The 19,508-nt window shown below is 69.0% G+C and carries 19 protein-coding genes; 13 read left to right on the top strand and 6 right to left on the bottom strand.

Going from position 1 to position 19,508, the window contains the following annotated elements; translation table 11 throughout:
- A complete protein-coding gene (locus PKE84_RS02610; protein ID WP_271175630.1) occupies positions 1 to 1,779 on the top strand; it encodes a sensor histidine kinase in 1,779 nt (592 codons plus the stop codon).
- Positions 1,780 to 1,806: 27 nt separating this feature from the next.
- On the opposite strand, the gene PKE84_RS02605 is transcribed toward PKE84_RS02610, so the two are convergent.
- From PKE84_RS02605 to PKE84_RS02595, 3 genes are read right to left on the bottom strand one after another with little or no spacing between them, the layout of a single operon-like run.
- Complete coding sequence (locus PKE84_RS02605) at positions 1,807 to 2,232, bottom strand: hypothetical protein (RefSeq protein WP_271175629.1); 426 nt, start codon at positions 2,230 to 2,232, stop codon at positions 1,807 to 1,809.
- Between the two features lie 52 nt (positions 2,233 to 2,284).
- Entirely contained in the window at positions 2,285 to 2,641 is a 357-nt protein-coding gene (locus tag PKE84_RS02600) for an MGMT family protein (protein WP_271175628.1), read from the bottom strand.
- Positions 2,625 to 3,077, bottom strand: a complete 453-nt coding sequence (locus tag PKE84_RS02595) for a GNAT family N-acetyltransferase (RefSeq protein ID WP_271175627.1) — start codon at positions 3,075 to 3,077, stop codon at positions 2,625 to 2,627. The genes PKE84_RS02600 and PKE84_RS02595 overlap by 17 nt, the downstream gene beginning before the upstream one ends.
- A 182-nt stretch (positions 3,078 to 3,259) precedes the next feature.
- Here PKE84_RS02595 and PKE84_RS02590 point away from each other — a divergent pair, with 182 nt between their 5' ends.
- The 9 genes from PKE84_RS02590 to nagB all read left to right on the top strand — a co-directional run bounded on the left by PKE84_RS02590 (position 3,260) and on the right by nagB (position 13,339).
- Positions 3,260 to 4,474, top strand: coding sequence for an NADP-dependent isocitrate dehydrogenase (locus tag PKE84_RS02590; RefSeq protein WP_271175626.1), 1,215 nt, complete (start codon positions 3,260 to 3,262; stop codon positions 4,472 to 4,474).
- Positions 4,475 to 4,643: 169 nt separating this feature from the next.
- Positions 4,644 to 5,135, top strand: a complete 492-nt coding sequence (locus PKE84_RS02585) for a hypothetical protein (RefSeq protein ID WP_271175625.1) — start codon at positions 4,644 to 4,646, stop codon at positions 5,133 to 5,135.
- 420 nt (positions 5,136 to 5,555) lie between these two features.
- Complete coding sequence (locus tag PKE84_RS02580; protein WP_271175764.1) at positions 5,556 to 6,677, top strand: ROK family transcriptional regulator; 1,122 nt, start codon at positions 5,556 to 5,558, stop codon at positions 6,675 to 6,677.
- 89 nt (positions 6,678 to 6,766) lie between these two features.
- Positions 6,767 to 8,119, top strand: a complete 1,353-nt coding sequence (locus tag PKE84_RS02575; protein ID WP_271175624.1) for an extracellular solute-binding protein — start codon at positions 6,767 to 6,769, stop codon at positions 8,117 to 8,119.
- Between the two features lie 135 nt (positions 8,120 to 8,254).
- Entirely contained in the window at positions 8,255 to 9,166 is a 912-nt protein-coding gene (locus tag PKE84_RS02570; RefSeq protein ID WP_271175763.1) for a carbohydrate ABC transporter permease, read from the top strand.
- The gene (locus tag PKE84_RS02565; RefSeq protein WP_271175623.1) at positions 9,163 to 10,074 is read left to right on the top strand and encodes a carbohydrate ABC transporter permease; all 912 of its coding nucleotides are present in this window, start codon (positions 9,163 to 9,165) and stop codon (positions 10,072 to 10,074) included. The genes PKE84_RS02570 and PKE84_RS02565 overlap by 4 nt, the downstream gene beginning before the upstream one ends.
- Positions 10,071 to 11,660, top strand: coding sequence for a glycoside hydrolase family 3 protein (locus PKE84_RS02560; RefSeq protein ID WP_271175622.1), 1,590 nt, complete (start codon positions 10,071 to 10,073; stop codon positions 11,658 to 11,660). Before PKE84_RS02565 ends, PKE84_RS02560 begins: the two co-directional genes overlap by 4 nt.
- Positions 11,657 to 12,553: an ROK family protein gene (locus tag PKE84_RS02555; RefSeq protein WP_271175621.1), complete on the top strand. Its 897-nt coding sequence runs from the start codon at positions 11,657 to 11,659 to the stop codon at positions 12,551 to 12,553. Before PKE84_RS02560 ends, PKE84_RS02555 begins: the two co-directional genes overlap by 4 nt.
- Positions 12,554 to 13,339: a glucosamine-6-phosphate deaminase gene (gene nagB / locus PKE84_RS02550; RefSeq protein WP_271175620.1), complete on the top strand. Its 786-nt coding sequence runs from the start codon at positions 12,554 to 12,556 to the stop codon at positions 13,337 to 13,339.
- 109 nt (positions 13,340 to 13,448) lie between these two features.
- Here the strand turns inward: nagB and nagA are convergent, their stop codons facing one another.
- Genes nagA through purU form a run of 3 tightly spaced genes read right to left on the bottom strand, consistent with a single transcriptional unit; the run spans position 13,449 to position 15,916 of the window.
- Positions 13,449 to 14,603 carry an N-acetylglucosamine-6-phosphate deacetylase gene (gene nagA / locus PKE84_RS02545; protein WP_271175619.1) on the bottom strand — a complete coding sequence of 385 codons (1,155 nt, stop codon included), beginning with the start codon at positions 14,601 to 14,603 and terminating at the stop codon, positions 13,449 to 13,451.
- Between the two features lie 13 nt (positions 14,604 to 14,616).
- The gene (locus PKE84_RS02540) at positions 14,617 to 14,979 is read right to left on the bottom strand and encodes a YrdB family protein (protein WP_271175618.1); all 363 of its coding nucleotides are present in this window, start codon (positions 14,977 to 14,979) and stop codon (positions 14,617 to 14,619) included.
- 52 nt (positions 14,980 to 15,031) lie between these two features.
- The gene (gene purU, locus PKE84_RS02535; protein ID WP_271175617.1) at positions 15,032 to 15,916 is read right to left on the bottom strand and encodes a formyltetrahydrofolate deformylase; all 885 of its coding nucleotides are present in this window, start codon (positions 15,914 to 15,916) and stop codon (positions 15,032 to 15,034) included.
- Between the two features lie 112 nt (positions 15,917 to 16,028).
- Between purU and PKE84_RS02530 the strand changes: the two genes are divergently transcribed.
- The 3 genes from PKE84_RS02530 to PKE84_RS02520 all read left to right on the top strand — a co-directional run bounded on the left by PKE84_RS02530 (position 16,029) and on the right by PKE84_RS02520 (position 19,414).
- Positions 16,029 to 17,501, top strand: a complete 1,473-nt coding sequence (locus PKE84_RS02530; RefSeq protein WP_271175616.1) for a purine-cytosine permease family protein — start codon at positions 16,029 to 16,031, stop codon at positions 17,499 to 17,501.
- Entirely contained in the window at positions 17,498 to 18,076 is a 579-nt protein-coding gene (locus PKE84_RS02525) for a cysteine hydrolase family protein (RefSeq protein WP_271175615.1), read from the top strand. Before PKE84_RS02530 ends, PKE84_RS02525 begins: the two co-directional genes overlap by 4 nt.
- A 120-nt stretch (positions 18,077 to 18,196) precedes the next feature.
- Positions 18,197 to 19,414 (top strand): MFS transporter, encoded by a 1,218-nt coding sequence (locus tag PKE84_RS02520; RefSeq protein WP_271175614.1) that lies wholly within the window; start codon positions 18,197 to 18,199, stop codon positions 19,412 to 19,414.
- Positions 19,415 to 19,508 lie beyond the last annotated feature (94 nt).

Genomic DNA, 19,508 nt, shown 5'->3' with positions numbered 1-19,508 from the left:
ATGAACGCCGCGCGCATCACGGTCCGCGCGCTCGCCGTCATCATCGCGATCGCCTCGAACGTCGCCGCCCAGGTCGTCAGCGCCGTCACCGGCGAGTACGGGCCGCGGCCGCAGGGCATCGGCTGGGGCATCGTCTTCATCGTCGTCGGGCTCGACTACGCGGTCTGCGCGATCATCGCCTGGCGGATCGTGCGCAGTCCCGTGCCCGGCTGGCTCATGGTCGGCGCCTCGTTCTTCTGGGCGGCGGGCGCGTGGTACCCCGTGACCCGCCCGGACGGCTGGCTCTGGCCGCTGGTCGAGGGCGTGACCGACCTGTGGGCGCCGCTGGTCGGCATCCTGGTGCTGGTGTACCCGACCGGCCGACTGGTCGCACGCTTCGACCGAGGACTGGTGATCGCGGTCTTCGTCGCCTTCATCGTGCGGTTCGCCGGCATCCTGTGCTTCTCGTCGCCCTCGCCGGTGCAGTGCGACTGCGCCACCAACGTGTACGCGGTGCTGCCGAGCGACGACGCCGACTTCTGGCTCGGCGTCGCCTGGCGCGCCGTCGGGCTGGCGCTCATGCTCACGGTCGCGGTGCGGCTGACGATGCGCTGGTTCCTCAGCACCCTTCCCGCGCGCCGCGTCGCTTTCGTGATGCCGCTCGCCATCCTGCTCTGGTGCTACGGCACGGTGCAGGACTCGCTGAGCTTCGCCTTCGGCTGGGAGAGCGGCTGGCTGCAGTTCATCCCGCCCATCGCGATCGCCTTCATCCCGCCGGCGTTCGTCGGGGGAGTGCTCTACGCGCGCGGCCTGCGCTCACGCGTCGCCGACCTCGTCATCGTGGCCCGTGACAAGGTGGACCGCGCGCTCTGGGAGACGAGCCTGGCGCGCACGCTGCACGACAACTCCCTGCGCGTGTACTGGTGGGACGAGCAGCTGAGGGGGTACGAGACCTCCGACGGCGAGCGGATGCCCGACGGGGCGTCGCGGGATCGGCCGGGCCGCTCGACCCTCGCCATCGACTCCGATCAGGGACCGATCGCGCTCATCGAGCACGACGTCGCCCTCAGCCAGGATGCCCGGCTGCTCGACGCCGTGTCGTCGGCGCTGCTCCTCTCGGTGGACAACGACCGGCTCCGGCAGCGCCTGGAGCGCACGCTGCAGGAGGTCAGGGAATCGCGCCTGCGCATCGTCGAGGAGGGCTATCTGGCCCGTCGCCGGCTCGAGCGCGACCTGCACGACGGCTCGCAGCAGCAGCTGGTGTCGCTGGCGATCGGGTTGCGGATCGCGGCGACCAAGGCGCAGACCGCCGGCAACGACGAGGTGGTCGCCGACCTCGAGCGCGCGTCCGACCAGCTCGCCGACGCGCTCCGCGAACTGCGGGAGCTCGCCCGCGGCATCCACCCGACTGTGCTCACCGACGGAGACCTGCGCTCGGCCATCGAGGAGCTGGCGCTGCGCAGCCACCTCTCGGTCGAGGTGAGCGTCGACACCGGCGACGACCGGCTCAGCGAGGTCATCGAGGAGACGATCTACTTCTCGGTCGCCGAGTGCCTCACGAACGCGGCGAAGCATGCGGCCGCGCGCAACTGCGCCGTCACGGTGACACGCACCGGCGGAACGGTGTCGGTGATCGTGAAGGACGACGGCCGCGGCGGTGCCCGCATCGAGGCGGGCGGCGGGCTCGAAGGTGTCCGCGACCGCGTCGAGGCGGTCGACGGTCACGCCGAGGTGCAGTCGGTGGTCGGGCTCGGCACGATCATCGAGCTGACGATCCCGGTGCCGGTCGCGGCCGGATAGCTGAGGATACCCGCTGCCGGCTGTGCCTCAGGCCGCCGGTCGCGCCGCGTACACCTGGTTGCCGATGGTGAAGGCGGACCATCCCCCTGGACAGCTCACGGCCTTCGCGGGAACGCCCGCCGTGGGCCACCAGCTGTCCTGCACCGCCGGCTTCGGGATGTCGGCCGGCTTCTCGCAGGTGCCCTTCACGAAGTGCGTCTTCGAGGTGTAGGTGAGGATCGCGGCTGTGTTCTGCGTGTCGTAGTCGACGCGGATGATCGTGGCGTCGGCCGGGATGAAGGTCGGCGAGCCGAAGGCCTTGGTCGCGCCGGGCGTGAGCTCCTTCGCGGTGTCGAAGATGGCGGCGTCCACGTGCGGGGCGAACGCGCTCACGACGGAGCATCCGGAGAGGCCGATGGTGACGACGGACGCAGAGATGACAGCGGCGACGAGACGAAAACGGTGCACAGACACTCCAGAGCAACAGAACGGTAGACGTTCAGTCAAGCGCATCAAGCTGTGCGGTTCATCGGTCGTTCGGATGATCTTCGTCGGCGGGATCGAAGCGTGCCGTCCGCAGGTCGACGCGGTAGGCGCTCGACCCGACGCCGAGCAGCGGCGTGGACTCCGCGCGGTAGTGCTGCAACGCGATGTGCTCGTGGTTCGCCGCCGGATGCCCGCTCGCCCGCACCACGCGCCACCACGGCACATCCGACCCGTAGTACGCCATGATCTGGCCGACCATCCTGGCGGCGCGGGAGCCGAGGACGGCCGCGACGTCGCCGTAGGTCATGACGCGACCGGGCGGGATGCTGTCGACCACGGCGAGCACGCGTTCGACGAACGGTGGCTCGTCGGGAGCCGGCTCAGAGCTCGAGGGCACCGATCGTCTCGCCGTACTGCGTCTCGCCCGCCGGGTTGAACCCGCTGCGGATGAAGAACTGCTCGGGGCCGAGCTCGCCGGACTCCCAGATGACGAAGAGCCGGCTGAGACCGCGACGGCGCGCCTCGTCCGCCAGCGCCCGCACCGCGAAGGTTCCGACTCCGCGGCCCTGGTCGTCGGCGTCGACGTTGATGCGCCACAGGATGGAGCGGAACTCCTCGTGCTCGGCATCCGGGTCGAAGTTGCCCATGATGAATCCGACGACCATGTCGCCGTCGAGAACGACGCGCTGCCAGGAGGTCGCCGGGTTGCTGACCACGGCGGCGGCCGAGTACGACACCGGCGACACGAACTGCTCCTGACCCGGTTTCAAGCTGAGAGCGTTCGCCGCCACGATGTTCGACGCGCTCAACTCTTCAAGTCTCAACTCAGCCATAGCGACAGGGTAACGTGCGGTCGACGCGCAAGCATAGTCGGCCGGAGGAGGACATCGTCCGCTGACAGCGGATCCATAGGCGCCGTGAGGATGCCGGGAAGATTTGTCTCGACGTCAAGATAGTTGGTCGGCTCGGGTAAGCTGTTGTCGGCCAAAAGATGGCACAGACTTGAGGAGATCCATTGGAAAAGATCAAGGTTGACGGCACGGTCGTCGAACTCGACGGCGACGAGATGACCCGCATCATCTGGCAGTCCATCAAAGATTCGCTCATCCACCCGTACCTCGACGTGAACCTCGAGTACTACGACCTCGGCATCCAGAAGCGCGACGAGACCGACGACCAGATCACCGTCGATGCTGCCAACGCCATCCTGAAGCACGGTGTCGGCGTCAAGTGCGCCACCATCACGCCCGACGAGGCGCGTGTCGAGGAGTTCGGCCTCAAGAAGATGTGGCGCAGCCCCAATGGCACCATCCGCAACATCCTCGGCGGCGTCGTCTTCCGCGAGCCGATCATCATCTCGAACATCCCGCGCCTGGTGCCCGGCTGGAACAAGCCGATCGTCATCGGCCGTCACGCCTTCGGCGATCAGTACCGCGCCACCGACTTCACCTTCGACGGCCCGGGAACGCTGACCATGAGCTTCCAGCCGGCCGACGGCAGCGAAGCCCGCACGTTCGAGGTCTACCAGGCCCCCGGCGCCGGCGTCGCGATGGGCATGTACAACCAGGACGCGTCGATCCGCGACTTCGCGCGCGCCTCGTTCAACTACGGTCTCGACCGTCAGTACCCGGTGTACCTCTCGACCAAGAACACGATCCTCAAGGCCTACGACGGCCGCTTCAAGGACCTGTTCCAGGAGGTGTTCGACACCGAGTACAAGGACAAGTTCGACGCCGCCGGCCTCACCTACGAGCACCGCCTCATCGACGACATGGTCGCCTCGAGCCTCAAGTGGGAGGGCGGCTACGTCTGGGCGTGCAAGAACTACGACGGCGATGTGCAGTCCGACACCGTCGCGCAGGGCTTCGGCTCGCTCGGCCTGATGACCAGCGTGCTGACCACGCCCGACGGCAAGGTCGTCGAGGCGGAAGCCGCGCACGGCACCGTCACGCGCCACTACCGTCAGCACCAGCAGGGCAAGCCGACCTCGACCAACCCGATCGCCTCGATCTACGCCTGGACGCGCGGCCTCGCGCACCGCGGCAAGCTCGATGGCAACCAGGACCTGATCGACTTCACGCACACCCTCGAAGACGTCGTCATCAAGACGGTCGAGTCGGGCAAGATGACCAAGGACCTCGCGCTCCTGGTCGGCCCGGACCAGCCGTACCAGACGACCGAGGAGTTCCTCGCGACGCTGAGCGACAACCTGCAGGCACGCCTGGGCTGAGCCCGGTCCGCGCTGTCGAAGGGCCCGGTGGGAGCATCCCGCCGGGCCCTTCGTGCGTTCGTCGGCGATTGGGCCTGCGCTCCGTCGTCGGTTAGGTTCGTGGAATGCGCTCTGCCTCTGGGGGAGCTTCGAACGCGGTCGCCGTCGTGCGCCGCGAGATGAGGATGAGATGACCACGAACGCAACCCGCTTCTCGATCGCCGCCGCCGTTCTCGCGACGGTCGTCACCCTGACCGGATGCTCGGCCGCCGCCCCGAAGGCGAGTTCGACCCCCACGCCGTCCGCCAGCGCGTCGGCTTCGGCATCGGCTTCGATATCGGCGCCCGCCTCGCAGACCCACGCGGAGGCCTGCGCCGTCGTCACGAACGGCTTCACGAGTGTGGCGAAGCTGCAGGGCGAGGCCGCCTCGGTGATGAACGACCCGTCGAAGGCCGCCGCGCTGCTGAAGAAGGTCGACGTCGCGGTGCAGTCCATCGACCAGAAGGTCGGCAACGTCGACGTGAAGAAGGTCACCTCGTCGGCGGCCACGGCGATCCACGACTACGCCGCGTACATCGACAAGGCGATCAGCGACCCGACGTCGATCGACGTCACCGCCGTCAAGAGCAAGGCGGAGGCCCTCGCGGCCAAGTTCCAGGCCGTGCAGGCCGAGTGCGCGTAGCTCTGCTGCGCCGCTGACGCGCAGCGCCGCTGACGCGTGCCGCCGCTGACCCGTGTCGTGCGCAATCGCACGACGCGTGTCGCGCGGTGCGCGTTTGCGCACGATCGGTGGGCAGCGCGCCGGCGCGCCCGTGTTTCGGGCGTGGGTCGCGAGCGGCGCGAATGTTACAAGTCGGTAAAGCGTGGGGAAATGGCGGCCGAAGGCTTGCATTCATTTTGTTCGTAAGCTTTACTAACAAACATGACGACATCGGATGTGCAACGCAGCACAGCGACCGGGCCCGTGCCCGGCGCCGTGCCCGGCGTCGTGCCCGGCGTCCCCGTCGTCACGGCAGCGGCCGCCGCTCCTGGTTTTGCCACCGCGCCCGCCACCGCGCCCGTCGCCACTCCGGGCTTCGCCCCTGGCCGCGCGCTTCGCCCGATGGTCAAGGTCCTCCCCGAGCACGCGCGCAGCCACAACCGCTCCCTCGTGCTGCAGACGCTGTACCGCTCGGGGGAGCGCAGCCGCGCCGACATCGCCCGTGAGACGGGACTGACCCGCGTCACCATCTCCGACCTCGTCGCCGAACTGCTCGCCGAGGGCCTCGTCATCGAGCTCGGGCAGCGCGAGTCCGCCCGCCCCGGCAAGCCGGCCCGTCCTGGCAAGCCGGCCGTGCTGCTCGACATCAACCGCACCGCGTACCAGATCGTCGGCCTCGACCTGAGCGAGCACGCCACCTTCCGCGGCGCCGTGATGGACCTCGACGGCACCATCCTCGAGCGCGCGGACGTTCCGCTCGAGAGTGCGACCGGCGACGACGCGATCGCGAAGGTCGTTCAGCTCGTCGATCGCCTGCTCACCCTCACCACGGCGCCGATCCTCGGCATCGGCGTCGGGTCGCCCGGTGTCGTCGACCTGACCGGAACCGTGCTGACCGCCCCGAACCTGGGCTGGGTCGACGAAGCACTGCAGCAGCGGCTGCAGGCGCACACCGGGCATCCGGTGGTCGTGGCCAACGACGCGAACGTCGCGGTGCTCGCCGAGCACGGCTACGGCGACGCTGCGGGCGACATGATGCTCGTCACGGTCGGCCACGGTGTCGGCGCCGGGCTGCTCGTCGCCGGCGCGCTCGTCTACGGCAGCCGCTTCGCCGCCGGCGAGATCGGCCAGGTGATGGTCGGCACCGACCTCGGGCTGGAGGCCACATACAACCGCGACCAGGTGCTCGAGCACTGGCTCAGCGTGCCGCAGCTCCAGCAGCGCATCCGGGAGGCCGAAGCGGCCGGCTCGGACGCCGCCCCCATCCTGCGGGAGGCAGGGCAGCGCCTCGGCATCGCCCTCGCCCCCGTCGTCGGAGCGCTCAATCTCTCGGAGATCGTGCTGAGCGGTCCGGCAGAACTACTCGATGGCGCGCTCGCCGAGGCGACCATCCAAACGCTCCGCAGCAGGACGATGGCCGAATTCCACGGCGATCTCACGCTGCGGATGACCACGCAGGGGCAGGACATCGTTCTGCGCGGCGCGGCCGTACTCGTCCTCTCCGGACAACTCGGGGTCTCGTAACACAGCACCGCCCGAACCAGATCGAATCATCGACCCCAGCACCAACGGTGTGGCAATCGCACACATCGACATCGAAGAAAGGAACAGCAATGAAGAGAAAGCTCGTCGGCCTCGCCGCTGTGGCTACGGCTTCCGCTCTCGTGCTCGCCGGATGCTCCGCCGGAGGCGGCGCAAGCGCACCCAGCACGGACGGCAAGGGTAAGACTGTCACCCTCTGGCTCGTCGGCCCGGACACTCCTGACCCGTTGCGCGCCTACCTCAAGACGGAGTTCAAGAAGGAGACCGGCGCGACCCTCAACATCCAGCAGCAGGACTGGGGAGACATCGTCACCAAGCTGACGACGTCGCTTCCGGACGCGAACAACACCCCCGACGTCACCGAGATCGGCAACACCCAGTCGCCGACCTTCACCAACGTCGGCGCGTTCCTCGACATCTCCGACATGTACAAGGACCTCGGCGGTTCCGACCTCCTGCCGTCCTTCGTCGAGGCCGGCAAGGTGGACGGTAAGAACTACACGCTTCCGTACTACTTCGGTTCGCGCTACGCGTTCTACCGCAAGGACGTCTGGAGCGCCGCAGGCGTGCAGGCACCCACCACGCTCGACCAGTTCAACACCGACGTCGCGACCATCACCGCCAAGAACCCGAAGGGCATCAAGGACTTCTCGGGCTTCTACCTCGGCGGCCAGGACTGGCGCAACGGCATCTCGTGGATCTTCGCAAACGGTGGCGACATCGCGAAGAAGGAGAACGGCAAGTGGGTCGGCACGCTCGACTCCGAGGGTTCCCTGAAGGGTCTGCAGCAGCTGCAGGACCTGTACAAGAACGCGTCCAAGGCTCCGAACGACGCCAAGGACTCGAACCAGTACATCTACCTGAACGACAGCGACCAGATCCTCGACGCCGCCGGCAAGAAGACGTCGGACACGTCGCTCTCGGCCGCGACCATCATGGCTCCGGGCTGGGCGCACTGGTCGATCGGTGACGCCTCCACCAAGGACGGCAAGGTCGTCCGCACCTGGAACGACGACACCTTCGGCACGTTCGCGCTCCCGGGCAACGACGGCAAGCCGGCTCCGGTGTTCGCCGGTGGCTCCAACATCGGCATCTCGGCCAAGAGCAAGAACCCGGGCCTGTCCAAGACCCTCCTGAAGATCATCTTCTCGAAGGACTACCAGGAGATGCTCGGCAAGAACGGCCTCGGCCCGGCGAACAGCAAGTACACCTCCTCGCTCGGCGACGACCAGTTCGCGAAGGCGCTCATCGCGTCGGCGTCGAACTCGAAGCTGACCCCGGCCGCTCCCGGCTGGGCTGCTGTCGAGGCGGGCAACGTGATGGAAGAGTTCTTCAGCAAGATCAAGGACTCGACCGACCTCAAGGCTCTGGCGCAGGAGTACAACACCAAGCTCAACGCCTTGATGAACGTCAAGAACAAGTAGCACCCACCCGTAACACCCGGCAGTCGGGGGCGCGGAACGACCTTCCGCGCCCCTGCTCCTGCCCTCAGACTTTCAGGAAGGAGGACAGACGTGACCACCACCCAGCAGACCCCGTCCGTGAACACCGCGCCGCGCATCCCGCAGGCGACGCCGCAGCGCAGGAAGCGCTTCCAGTTCACCCCGTACGCCCTGCTCATCCCCTCCGTCGCCATCCTCATCCTCGCGCTGGGCTATCCCATCGTGTGGCAGCTCATCACCTCGATGCAGAGCTTCGGGCTCGCCCAGCAGTTCGGCCAGCCGGCCCCCTTCGTCTGGTTCGAGAACTACATCACCCTGTTCTCCGACTCGTACATGTGGGTCGTCGTGGCCCGCTCGATCGCGTTCTGTCTCGTCACCGCGTTCGTCACGGTGGTCATCGGCATCGGACTCGCTCTCCTGATGAACGCCGTCAACAAGGCCGTGCGCATCATCATCCAGATCTCCATGCTCCTCGCCTGGGCGATGCCGGTCGTCGCCGCGATGACGGTGTGGAACTGGCTGTTCGACTGGCGCCGCGGCATCGTCAACTACACCCTGACGTCGTGGGGCCTGGACTTCCAGAACCACAACTGGCTGCAGAACCCGCTCTCGTTCTTCTTCGTCGCGATGGTGATCGTGGTCTGGATGAGCGTCCCGTTCGTGGCGTTCTCGGTGTTCGCCGGCCTCACGCAGGTCTCGGGCGAGGTGCTCGAGGCCGCGCAGATGGACGGCGCCAAGGGCTTCCAGCGGCTGCGGTACATCATCCTGCCGATCATCCGGCCCGTGCTCGGCATCGTGCTGCTGCTGCAGATCATCTGGGACCTGAGGGTCTTCACCCAGATCAAGCTGCTGCAGGACAAGGGCTCCATCGCCAGCGAGACCAACCTGCTCGGCACCTACATCTACCAGCTCGGCGTCGGCTCCAGCGACTTCGCGATGGCGAGCGCCGTCTCGGTCTTCGTGCTCATCCTGACCATCGCGATCAGCTGGTTCTACGTGCGCAATCTGCTCAAGGAGGACGAGTCATGAGTGCTGTCACCTCGACCCGCGTGGAGTCGGCGGCCGATTCCGCCGCTCCCGCCCCCGCCCGCAAGCTCCGCCAGAAGATCAAGCCGTCGCGCGTGATCCTCGGCATCGTCGGCGTCGTCATCTCGCTGATCTGGGTGTTCCCCGTCTACTGGATGGTGAACTCGTCGCTGCTGCCCAACGTGGTGCTGCAGAACACGACCCCGACCTGGCTGCCGTTCGGCGGCTCGTGGGACAACTTCGCCGCGGTCATCAACGGCGGCACGTTCTTCCCCGCGCTCGGCATGAGCCTCATCATCGCCATCGTCACCGTGGTGTTCTGCATCGTGTTCGCGTTCCTCGCGGCCCTCGCGATCAGCCGGTTCAAGTTCCGCGGCCGCAAGTCGTTCGTGCTCGCCGTGCTGCTCATCCAGATGCTGCCGGCCGAGGGCCTGTTCATCGCCCAGTACAAGCTGATGGGCAGCCTCAACCTGCTCAACACCGTGCTCGGCGTGAGCATCATCTACATCGCCGCCGTCGTGCCGTTCACCATCTGGATGCTGCGCGGTTTCGTCGCCGGCATCCCGGCCGACCTCGAAGAGGCCGCAATGGTCGACGGTCTCAGCCGCACGCAGGCGTTCATGCGCATCACCTTCCCGCTGCTGGCCCCCGGGCTCGTCGCATCCGGTGTCTACGCGTTCCTCCAGGCGTGGAACGAGTTCACCGTCGCGCTCGTCATCCTGCAGGAGAACTCGAGCCAGACGCTGCCCCTGTGGCTGCGCGGCTTCATCCAGCAGTCCGCCTCGCGGGCGACCGACTGGGGCCAGGTCATGGCCGCGTCGACGCTCGTGGCCGTTCCGGTGATCATCTTCTTCCTGTTCGTGCAGGGCCGGATGACCAGCGGGCTCGTCAGCGGGGCGGTCAAGGGGTGAGCGGGCCCTCCGCCACCGACCAGCACGCCGCCACCGACCAGACCTCCGCCACTGAGCAGCACGCCGCCGCCGACAGCACCACGCCGCTCGCGCATCTCCGCCGCCAGGTGGCCGCGACACTGCTCCCGGGCTTCGTGGGGACGACGCTGCCGGACTGGCTCGCCGTTCGCCTGCGCAACGGTCTGGGCGGGGTGTGCGTGTTCGGTCCGAACATCACCTCGCTCACCCAGCTGCGCGCGCTGACCGACGCGATCTACGCCGCGAATCCGGATGCGATCGTCGCGATCGACGAGGAGGGCGGCGACGTCACGCGCCTGTACTACGGCACAGGATCGCCGTATCCCGGCAACGCCGTCCTCGGGCGCCGTGGCGACGCCGCTTACACCGAGTCGGTCGCGCAGCGCGTCGGCTGGGAGCTGCGTCGCGCCGGCTGCAACCTCGACTTCGCGCCGGATGTCGACATCAATTCGAACCCGGACAACCCCGTCATCGGCGTGCGCAGCTTCGGCTCGTCGCCGGCTGTGGTCGCCGAGCAGGGCGCCGCGTGGACGCGCGGGCTGCAGTCCGCCGGCGTCGCCGTGTGCGCCAAGCACTTCCCCGGGCACGGCGACACGGCGCAGGACTCGCACCTCGTGCTGCCGGAGGTCGACCTCTCGCTCGAGCGCCTGCGGGAGCGCGAGCTCCGTCCGTTCCGCGCGGTCATCGAGGCCGGCGCGCGCAGCGTGATGACCTCGCACATCCTGCTGCCGCAGCTGGACGCCGAGCGTCCAGCCACCTTCAGCCCCACGATCATCGAGGGGCTCCTGCGCGGTGAGCTCGGGTTCGACGGCGTCGTGGTCAGCGACGCGCTCGACATGAAGGGTGCGAGCGGCGAGACGGGCATCCCGCCGGCCGCCGTGCTGGCGCTCGCCGCCGGCTGCGACCTGCTCTGCATCGGGACCGAGAACACCGACGAACAGCTCGGGCAGATCGAGGATGCGGTGGTCGCCGCGATCGCCGACGGCCGGCTGAGCGCCGCCCGGGTCGCGCAGGCGGCCGAGCGCGTGCTCGCACTCGCCGCCGATCTGCACGCAGAGAGCGCGCAGAAGCCGATTCCCGCCGATCCGTTCGCCGGCGCCATCGACCCGATCGACATCGCCGCGGCCATCTCGACCTTCGACATCGCGCCGCACGCGGCCGAGTGGGTCGCCGCCAACCGCGGACCGTACTCGATCGTGCGCATCGACACCGTGGCGAACATCGCCGTCGGCGTCGCCCCGTGGGGACCGTTCGCGGAGGCCGCTGCCGACCCGGAGTCCGCCGTCGCGCGCGCCTTCGAGCAGAACCCGCTCGTCGTGTTCACCGAGGGCGACCATCCGGATCTCGTGCTCGCGGCCAAGTCGCCGGTGCTCGTGATCGGCAAGGACAACCACCGGCACGCCTTCGCCCGCGCGGCGATCGATCGGCTGCGCGCCGAGCGCGACCGTGTGCTCGTGGTCGACATGGGCTGGCCGAGCGACGACCGCGCCTACGCCGACGTCGCCACCTTCGGTGCCTCCCGCCTGGTCGGCCGCGCCCTGCTCGCGTACCTGGAATCCGGCTCGTGAGGCTCGGGATCGACATCGGTGGCACCAAGACGGATGCGGTGGCCATCGACGATGCGGGCGGCCTGTCCCAGCGCATCCGGCTGGCCACGGGCTTCGGATCGATCGCCGTCGTCGAGACGGCCGTCGCCGCCGTCGCGCGGATCGGCGAGCTCACCGGGCTGCCCGCGAGCGGGTTCCAGTCGATCGGCATCGGCATCCCCGGCATGGTCGACAGCGCCTCCGGGCACGTCGCCCACGCGGTGAACCTGGGCCTCGAGCGTCTCGAGCTCGGCGGAGAGCTGGCCGGACGCCTCGGCGTCGGGGTGCGCATCGAGAACGACGTGAAGGCCGCAGCGGTCGGCGCGTACCACCTGATGGGCCTCGACGGCACGATGGCGTACCTCAACCTCGGCACCGGCCTCGCCGCCGGGATCGTGGTCGACGGGCGGCTGTGGCGCGGCGCCGACGGTATCGCCGGGGAGATCGGGCACATCCCGGTGGACCCCAACGGCGTGATCTGCGCGTGCGGTCAGCGCGGCTGCCTCGAGACGGTCGCGAGCGGGTCGGGGGTCGCGCGCCAATGGCGCACCGACGATCCACTTCCTGTTCGCTCGCTGTTCGCCGCAGCCGCCGACGGCGACCCCGAGGCGAGGGCCATCAAGGCTAGGCTGGCTGCGGGCATCGCCTCCGCGGTGCGGGTCCTCGTGCTGACCGTCGATGTCGATTCCGTCGTCATCGGTGGTGGCCTGAGCCATCTCGGGGACCGGCTGCTGTGCGATGTCCACGAGGTGCTCGACGAGTGGGCGCAGGCGTCGCCGTTCCTGGCGTCGCTCTCGCTTCCCGAGCGCGTGCGCCTCATTCCGGAAGGTTCACCGGCCGCCGCCATCGGCGCGGCCCTCGTGGGAGAGAGCTAAGTGGCAGAGATCGTCGTCGTACCCGACCAGAAGCAGGCGGGCGAACTCGCCGCGCAGTCCATCGTCGACCTCATCGCGAGCCGACCGGATGCCGTGCTCGGCCTCGCGACCGGCTCGACCCCGCTCGCACTGTACCGTGCGCTCACCGCGCGGGTCGCGGAGACGGGCATCGATGTCGCACACGTGCGCGGGTTCGCGCTCGACGAGTACGTCGGGCTGCCCGCCGACCACCCCGAGTCGTACCGCTCGGTGATCACCCGCGAGGTCGTGGAGCCGCTCGGCCTCACTCCGTCGCTCATCCACGTGCCGAACGGCGCGATCGACGGCATCGAGCACGCCGGGCCCGACTACGAGCGCGCGATCGCCGAGGCGGGCGGCGTCGACGTGCAGATCCTCGGGATCGGCACCGACGGCCACATCGGCTTCAACGAGCCGGGTTCGTCGTTCGCATCCGCGACGCGCGTCAAGACGCTCACCGAGCAGACCCGCCGCGACAACGCGCGGTTCTTCCCGTCGGAGGCCGACGTGCCGATGCACTGCATCACGCAGGGGCTCGGCACGATCCTGCGCGCGAAGCACCTGCTGCTGCTCGCGTTCGGCGAGGGCAAGGCGGAGGCCGTCGCCGGCGCCGTCGAGGGCCCCGTGTCGGCGAGCAACCCGGGATCGGCCATCCAGCTGCACCCGCACGTCACGGTGATCGTCGACGAGGCCGCTGCCTCCCGGCTGCAGAACATCGAGTACTACCGCTACGCCTACGCGAACAAGCCCGCCTGGCAGACGCTCTAGCCGCAGTAATCGAGTCCGGGAGAAATCGTCCGCCCTCCGGCGGGGCGCGCGATTTCTCCCGGACTCGACAGCGTCGGCGGGCGGTGGGCGGGTCAGATCGGCGGGCGGGTCAGACCAGGGGCTCGCCGTTGGCGAAGACGCGTCGCACGTTCCACTCGTGGTCGAGGATCACGGCGTCGGCCGCGTAGCCCGCGTGCAGCCGGCCGAGCCGGTGATCCTCGCCGAGCACCCGCGCGGGCGTGAGCGTGAGCGCCTCGACCGCGCGGGCCGGCTCGAGACCGACGAGCTCGACCGCGTTGCGCAGCGCGACATCCTGCGTGAGGGTCGAGCCGGCGATGGTCTGCGTGCCGGAGAGCACCGCGAGCCCGTCGTGCACCGTCACGTTCAGCGAGCCGAGCCGGTAGTCGCCGTCGGTCGCGCCGGCGGCCGCCATCGCGTCCGTGACGAGCGCGACCCGGCCGGGAGCCGCCGTGAACGCCAGTTTGGCGACCTTCGGATGCACGTGCAGGCCGTCCAGGATCAGCTCGAGCGTCACATCCGGGTTCTCGAACGCCGCGACGATCGGCCCCGGCGCCCGGTGGTGGATGCCGTTCATCGCGTTGAAGGCGTGGGTGAGCACCCGAGCGCCGACCTCGAACGCGCGGGTCGCCTGCTCGTAGTCCGCGGCCGTGTGGCCGATGCCGACGACCGCGCCCGCCTCGATCAGCACCCCGATCGTCTCGAGCGCGTTCGGGAGCTCCGGCGCGATGGTCGCCAGCCGCAGCGTGCCGCGTGCGGCGCCGATCAGCTGCTCGACCATCTCGGGGCCGGGCTCGCGGAGGAAGGCGGCGTCGTGCGCGCCCCGTCGCTCGATGGCCAGGAAGGGCCCCTCGAGGTGCGATCCGAGCACCAGCGGGTCGTTCGCGGTCAGCTCGGCGACGATGGACAGGCTCTCCCGGAGCGCGGCGAGCGGATTGGCGACGTGCGAGACCAGCGATCGCGTCGTGCCGTGCGCACGATGGGTCGCGAGACCCTCCAGCATCTGCTCGGGACCGTCGTCGAACGGGTGACCGCCGCCGCCGTGGCAGTGCAGGTCGATGAACCCGGGCGTCAGCCAATGGCCGCCCGCGTCGACGATCTCGCGGCCGGGCGCCTGCGCTGCCGCGTGCCAGCCGGTGCCGGATCCGGTGGCTCTGATGGTGTCGCCGTCGGCGACGAACCAGTAGTCGTCGACCAGCCCGTCCGCGTCGATCTTGCGGGCGCTGTGGACGACGAGTCCGGTCATGCGATGCTGCCTTTCATCGGAATTCGGCGCGTCCGTTGATCACGCCGCTCACGGTTGCGATGACGGCGAAGACGATCGCCACCACGGGCTGGCCGAGATCCCACCACGCGAACGCGGCGGCCAGCATCACCACGATCTCGACGAGCGCCTTGACGAACGGGTCGACGCGCAGCACGGCCTTCGGCGACCGGAACAGGGCCCAGAGCACGATCGCGATGAGCGGAGCGCCGATGCCGACCACGATGTTCCAGGGGAGAGGCCAGGCCACGAAGCCCCAGAAACCCAGCGAGAAGATCGCGAACAGCTCCAGCAGAAACCGGATGACGTCGTTCGGGGAGATCTGGATGTCGCTCTGCGGGGTCGGTGCGTCGGTCACCAGGCCATTCTAAGCGGGCTCGAACCTGCGGCCCCGTGCGGTCTCGCCCGTCTCAGCGGAAGATGATCGTGCGCGCGCCGTCGAGCAGCACGCGGTCCTCGGCGAACCACTTCACCGCTTGGGTGAGCGTGCGGCTCTCCTCGTCCTGGCCGATGGCGACCAGTTCGGAGACGCTGCGCGAGTGGTCGACGCGCACGACGTTCTGCTCGATGATCGGACCCTCATCGAGGTCGCTCGTCACAAAGTGCGCCGTCGCCCCGATGAGCTTGACGCCGCGGGCGTGCGCCTGGCGATACGGGTTGGCGCCCTTGAAGCCAGGCAGGAACGAGTGGTGGATGTTGATCGCCCGCCCGGCGAGGCGCGCGCAGAGCTCGGGGGAGAGGATCTGCATGTAGCGCGCCAGTACGACGAGCTCGATGTCGTGCTCATCGACCGCCTCGAGCACGCGCGCCTCGAAGGCGGCCTTGCTCGCCGCATCCGTGACGGGGTGCGACTCGAACGGCACGCCGTAGAACCCGGCGAGGTCGCGCAGGGTCCCGTGGTTGGAGAGCACGAGGGGCAGCTCGACCGGCAGCTGCCCGGCGCGCTGACGGAACAGGAGGTCGTTGAGGCAGTGGGCGGCGGTGGAGGCGAGCACCAGGGTGCGCAGCGGGCGACCGACGTTGTCGACCTTGTGCGACATCCCGAACCTCGCGACGACGGGCGCGAGCGCCTGCTCGAACTCGTCGCGCGTCGCCTCCGACTCCACCTGCAGGCGCATGAAGAAGCGGCCCGTGTCGCTGCTCGCGAACTGCTGGCTCTCGGTGATGTTGCCGCGGGCCGCGACGATCGCGCCGCTGACGGCGTGCACGATGCCCGGCTTGTCGGCACAACTGAAGGTGAGCACCCAGTGGTTGGGCTGGGCCTCGGCGGCAGCGTTCGCGGTGGTGTCGTTCACCCGTTCAGGGTAGCGGGATCCGCGTCCTTGGTTTGGCGAGGCCCTCGTCGTACTGCTCGCGTGCCATCCGCCGCCATTGACGGGGAGGGGCGCGGTGAAGTTGGATCGGTGCATGACAAGCCTTGGCGAGGACAGACCCGACGCGCCCCCCGCGCCCGCTCAGGCGCTCGGAGTGGAGCTGAACGGTCTCAACACCATCCACGAGAGTGAGCGCAAGGGTCGCGCGCGTGACCTGTTCTGGCCGTGGTTCGGCGCGAACGTGTCGGTGTTCGGCCTCGCGTACGGCTCCTTCCTGCTCGGCTTCGGCATCTCCTTCTGGCAGGCGACGATCGTCGGTGTCGTCGGCATCGTCATCTCGTTCCTGCTCTGCGGGTTCATCTCGCTCGCGGGCAAGCGCGGGTCGGCGCCGACGATGGTGCTGAGCCGGGCGGCCTTCGGGGTGAACGGGAACCGGGTGCCCTCCCTGCTGTCGTGGCTGCTCACCGTGGGCTGGGAGACGGTGCTCACGGCGCTCGCCGTGCTCGCGACGGCGACCGTCTTCACCCAGCTGGGCTGGGAGGGCGGCATCGCGACCAAGGTCGTCGCGCTCATCGTCGTGGCCGCGCTCATCATCGTCGGCGGCGTCATCGGGTTCCACCTGATCATGCGGATGCAGATGATCATCACGATCGTCACCGGCGTGCTCACCGTCGTCTACATCGTGCTCGTGCTCGGCCACATCGATCTCGGAGCCGTCGCCGCGCTGCCGGCCGGCGATGTGCCGCACGTCATCGGCGGGTTCGTGTTCATGCTGACCGGCTTCGGCCTGGGCTGGGTGAACGCGGCGGCCGACTACTCGCGCTACCTCCCGCGGGCCACGCGGAGTTCCGGCGTCGTCGGCTGGACCACGTTCGGGTCGTCGCTGGCTCCGGTCATCCTGCTGATCTTCGGCATCCTGCTCGCGGGCTCGTCGAAGGAGCTGAACACCGCCATCGCGGCCGACCCGATCGGCGCACTGGCCTCGCTGCTGCCCACCTGGTTCCTGGTGCCGTTCGTGATCGTCGCCGTGCTCGGCCTGGTCGGCGGCGCCGTGCTCGACATCTACTCCTCGGGGCTGGCGCTGCTCAGCGTCGGGGTGCGCGTGCCGCGGTTCGTCGCGGCGGGCATCGACGGCGTGATCATGACGGCCGGCGCCATCTACGTCGTGTTCTTCGCCGGTGACTTCCTCGGCCCCTTCCAGGGCTTCCTCATCACGCTCGGCGTGCCGATCGCCGCGTGGTGCGGCATCTTCATCGCCGACATCCAGCTGCGCAAGCGGGACTACGCCGAGAAGGAGCTCTACGACGCGCGCGGACGGTACGGGAGCGTGCGCTGGCTGCCGATCGGGCTCATCGTGCTCGGCACCGTGCTGGGCTGGGGGCTGGTCACCAACACGTATGCGCCGTGGCTCGCCTGGCAGGGCTACCTGCTCGCGCCGTTCGGGCTCGGCGGCAAGGAGGGCGACTGGGCGTTCGCGAACCTCGGCGTGCTCGTCGCGCTGCTGGTGGGGTACCTCGGCACCGTGATCTTCTCGGCGAGGGCCGTGCGCAGCCAGGAGGAGCGGTGACCGATCCGGTGCTGGTCGTCATCGACATGCAGCGGATCTTCGGCGACCCGGCGAGCGACTGGTTCACGCCGCGCTTCGCCGAGGCGGCGGTGACGATCGAGCGGATGCTCCCGGCGTTCGGGGAGCGCGTCGTCTTCACCCGGTTCGTCGCGCCCGAGCATCCGGTCGGTGCGTGGGTGCCGTACTACGAGCAGTGGCCGTTCGCGCTCGTGGCGCCGGATGATCCGCTCTACGATCTCGTCGAGCCGTTCGGTACGGCGCTGGCCGAGGCCGAGGCCGAGGCCGGGCACGGGCCGCGGGTCGTCACCGAGACGACGTTCGGCAAGTGGGGCGCGGCGCTCGCGGACGCCATCGACGGGAGCGACGACATCGTGCTGGCCGGCGTCTCCACCGACTGCTGCGTGCTGTCGACGGCGCTCGCCGCGGCGGATGCGGGCATCCGGGTCAGGGTCGCCGCCGATGCGTGCGCGGGGCTCAGCGACGCCGACCACCAGCGCGCCCTCGACGCGATGGCGCTGTACGCCCCGCTGATCGAGATCACGGACTCCCAGCGCGCGACCGCGGGCATCCGGTAAACTGTTCCGTGGTCGCCGGTTCTCGAGCGGCCCTGGGCGCGCACATCAGCGCGTAGTCGACCTGCCGTTCGTGGAGAACCCGAACCGTGCGGGGAACGCCGTTCGTTGGACAGCTTCGTCATGTCTGCCACTTCAACGTCGCCACTCAAGACCGTACAGAAATTCCCCTGGGTCGGGCTCATCGCGCTCGCCGGGGCCGTCTTCCTCTCTGTCACCAGCGAGATGATCCCCACCGGGCTGCTGCCCGATATGAGCGCGTCCCTCGGCGTGAGCGAGGCGCAGATCGGCCTCCTGGTGACGGTCTTCGCTTTCACGGTCGTCATCACCAGCACGCCGCTGACCGCCCTCACCCGGCGGTGGCCGCGGCACGGGATGATCGTCGGCATCCTCGTGGTGCTCGCGATCAGCAACCTGCTCACCGCGATCGCGCCCGACTACACGTTCGTCGTCGTCTCGCGCATCATCGGCGGCATCGCGCACGGCATGTTCTGGTCGATCGTCGGCGCCTACGCCGGGCACCTCGTGCCCAAGGAGCAGATCGGCCGCGCCGTCTCGATCACCCTCGGCGGCGGCACGCTGGCCTTCGTCTTCGGCGTGCCGCTCGGCACCTTCGCCGGTCACCTGTTCGGCTGGCGGCTGTCGTTCGTGTTCCTGGCGGTGCTCATGCTCGTCGGCGCGGCCGTCGTGTGGAAGTTCCTGCCGAAGGTCGAGCGCGACGACGAGGCGCACCCCAAACGCGAGCGCGGCGTCGCCCGCCCGAAGGACCCGACCATCGTCGCCGTCATCATGGTGTGCCTGGTGGCGGCCGTCACCATGATCGGCCACTACTCCTTCTACACGTTCGTGGTGCCGTTCCTCACCGATGCGATGGGCGTGCCCGCCGCGAGCGTCGGCGGACTGCTGTTCTTCTACGGCATCGCCGGGGCCGCCGGCCTCGTGATCGCCGGATCGGTCTTCGGTCCGCGTCCGCAGCTCGGGCTGGTGCTGGCACTCGTGGTGACCGGACTGGCCGTCGCGGCGCTCGCCGTCTTCGCGGCGGTGCCCATCCTGGCCATCAGCGCGTTCGTGCTGTGGGGTCTCGCCTTCGGCGCCCTGCCGCCGCTGCTGCAGACCCGTCTGCTGCACACGTCTTCCCCCGCGTTCCGCGACACGGCCAGCGCGCTCTACACGACCTCGTTCAACATCGGGATCGGCGGCGGAGCACTGCTCGGCTCGGTGATCTTCGACCTCGGCGGCCTGCTGGTGCTGCCGTACTTCTACATCGGACTGCTGGTGGTCTCGCTGGCACTGGTGTTCGTGATCGGCCGGATGACGCGGGCGCGCGCCCTCGCCGCCTGAGCCCGGCCCGCACCGAGCTCCCCCACCTATGCGCCCTCACCTCGGCTGAGCCCGGAGTGAGTGGTCAGTAGTTGTCGCGTAGGAGGGCTATCCC

Source organism: Leifsonia poae (assembly GCF_027921845.1).
In the GTDB taxonomy this organism is placed as follows: Bacteria; Actinomycetota; Actinomycetes; order Actinomycetales; family Microbacteriaceae; genus Leifsonia; species Leifsonia poae.
Note: the sequence above shows the minus strand (reverse complement) of the source record. Positions and strands in the feature narration are given on the sequence as shown.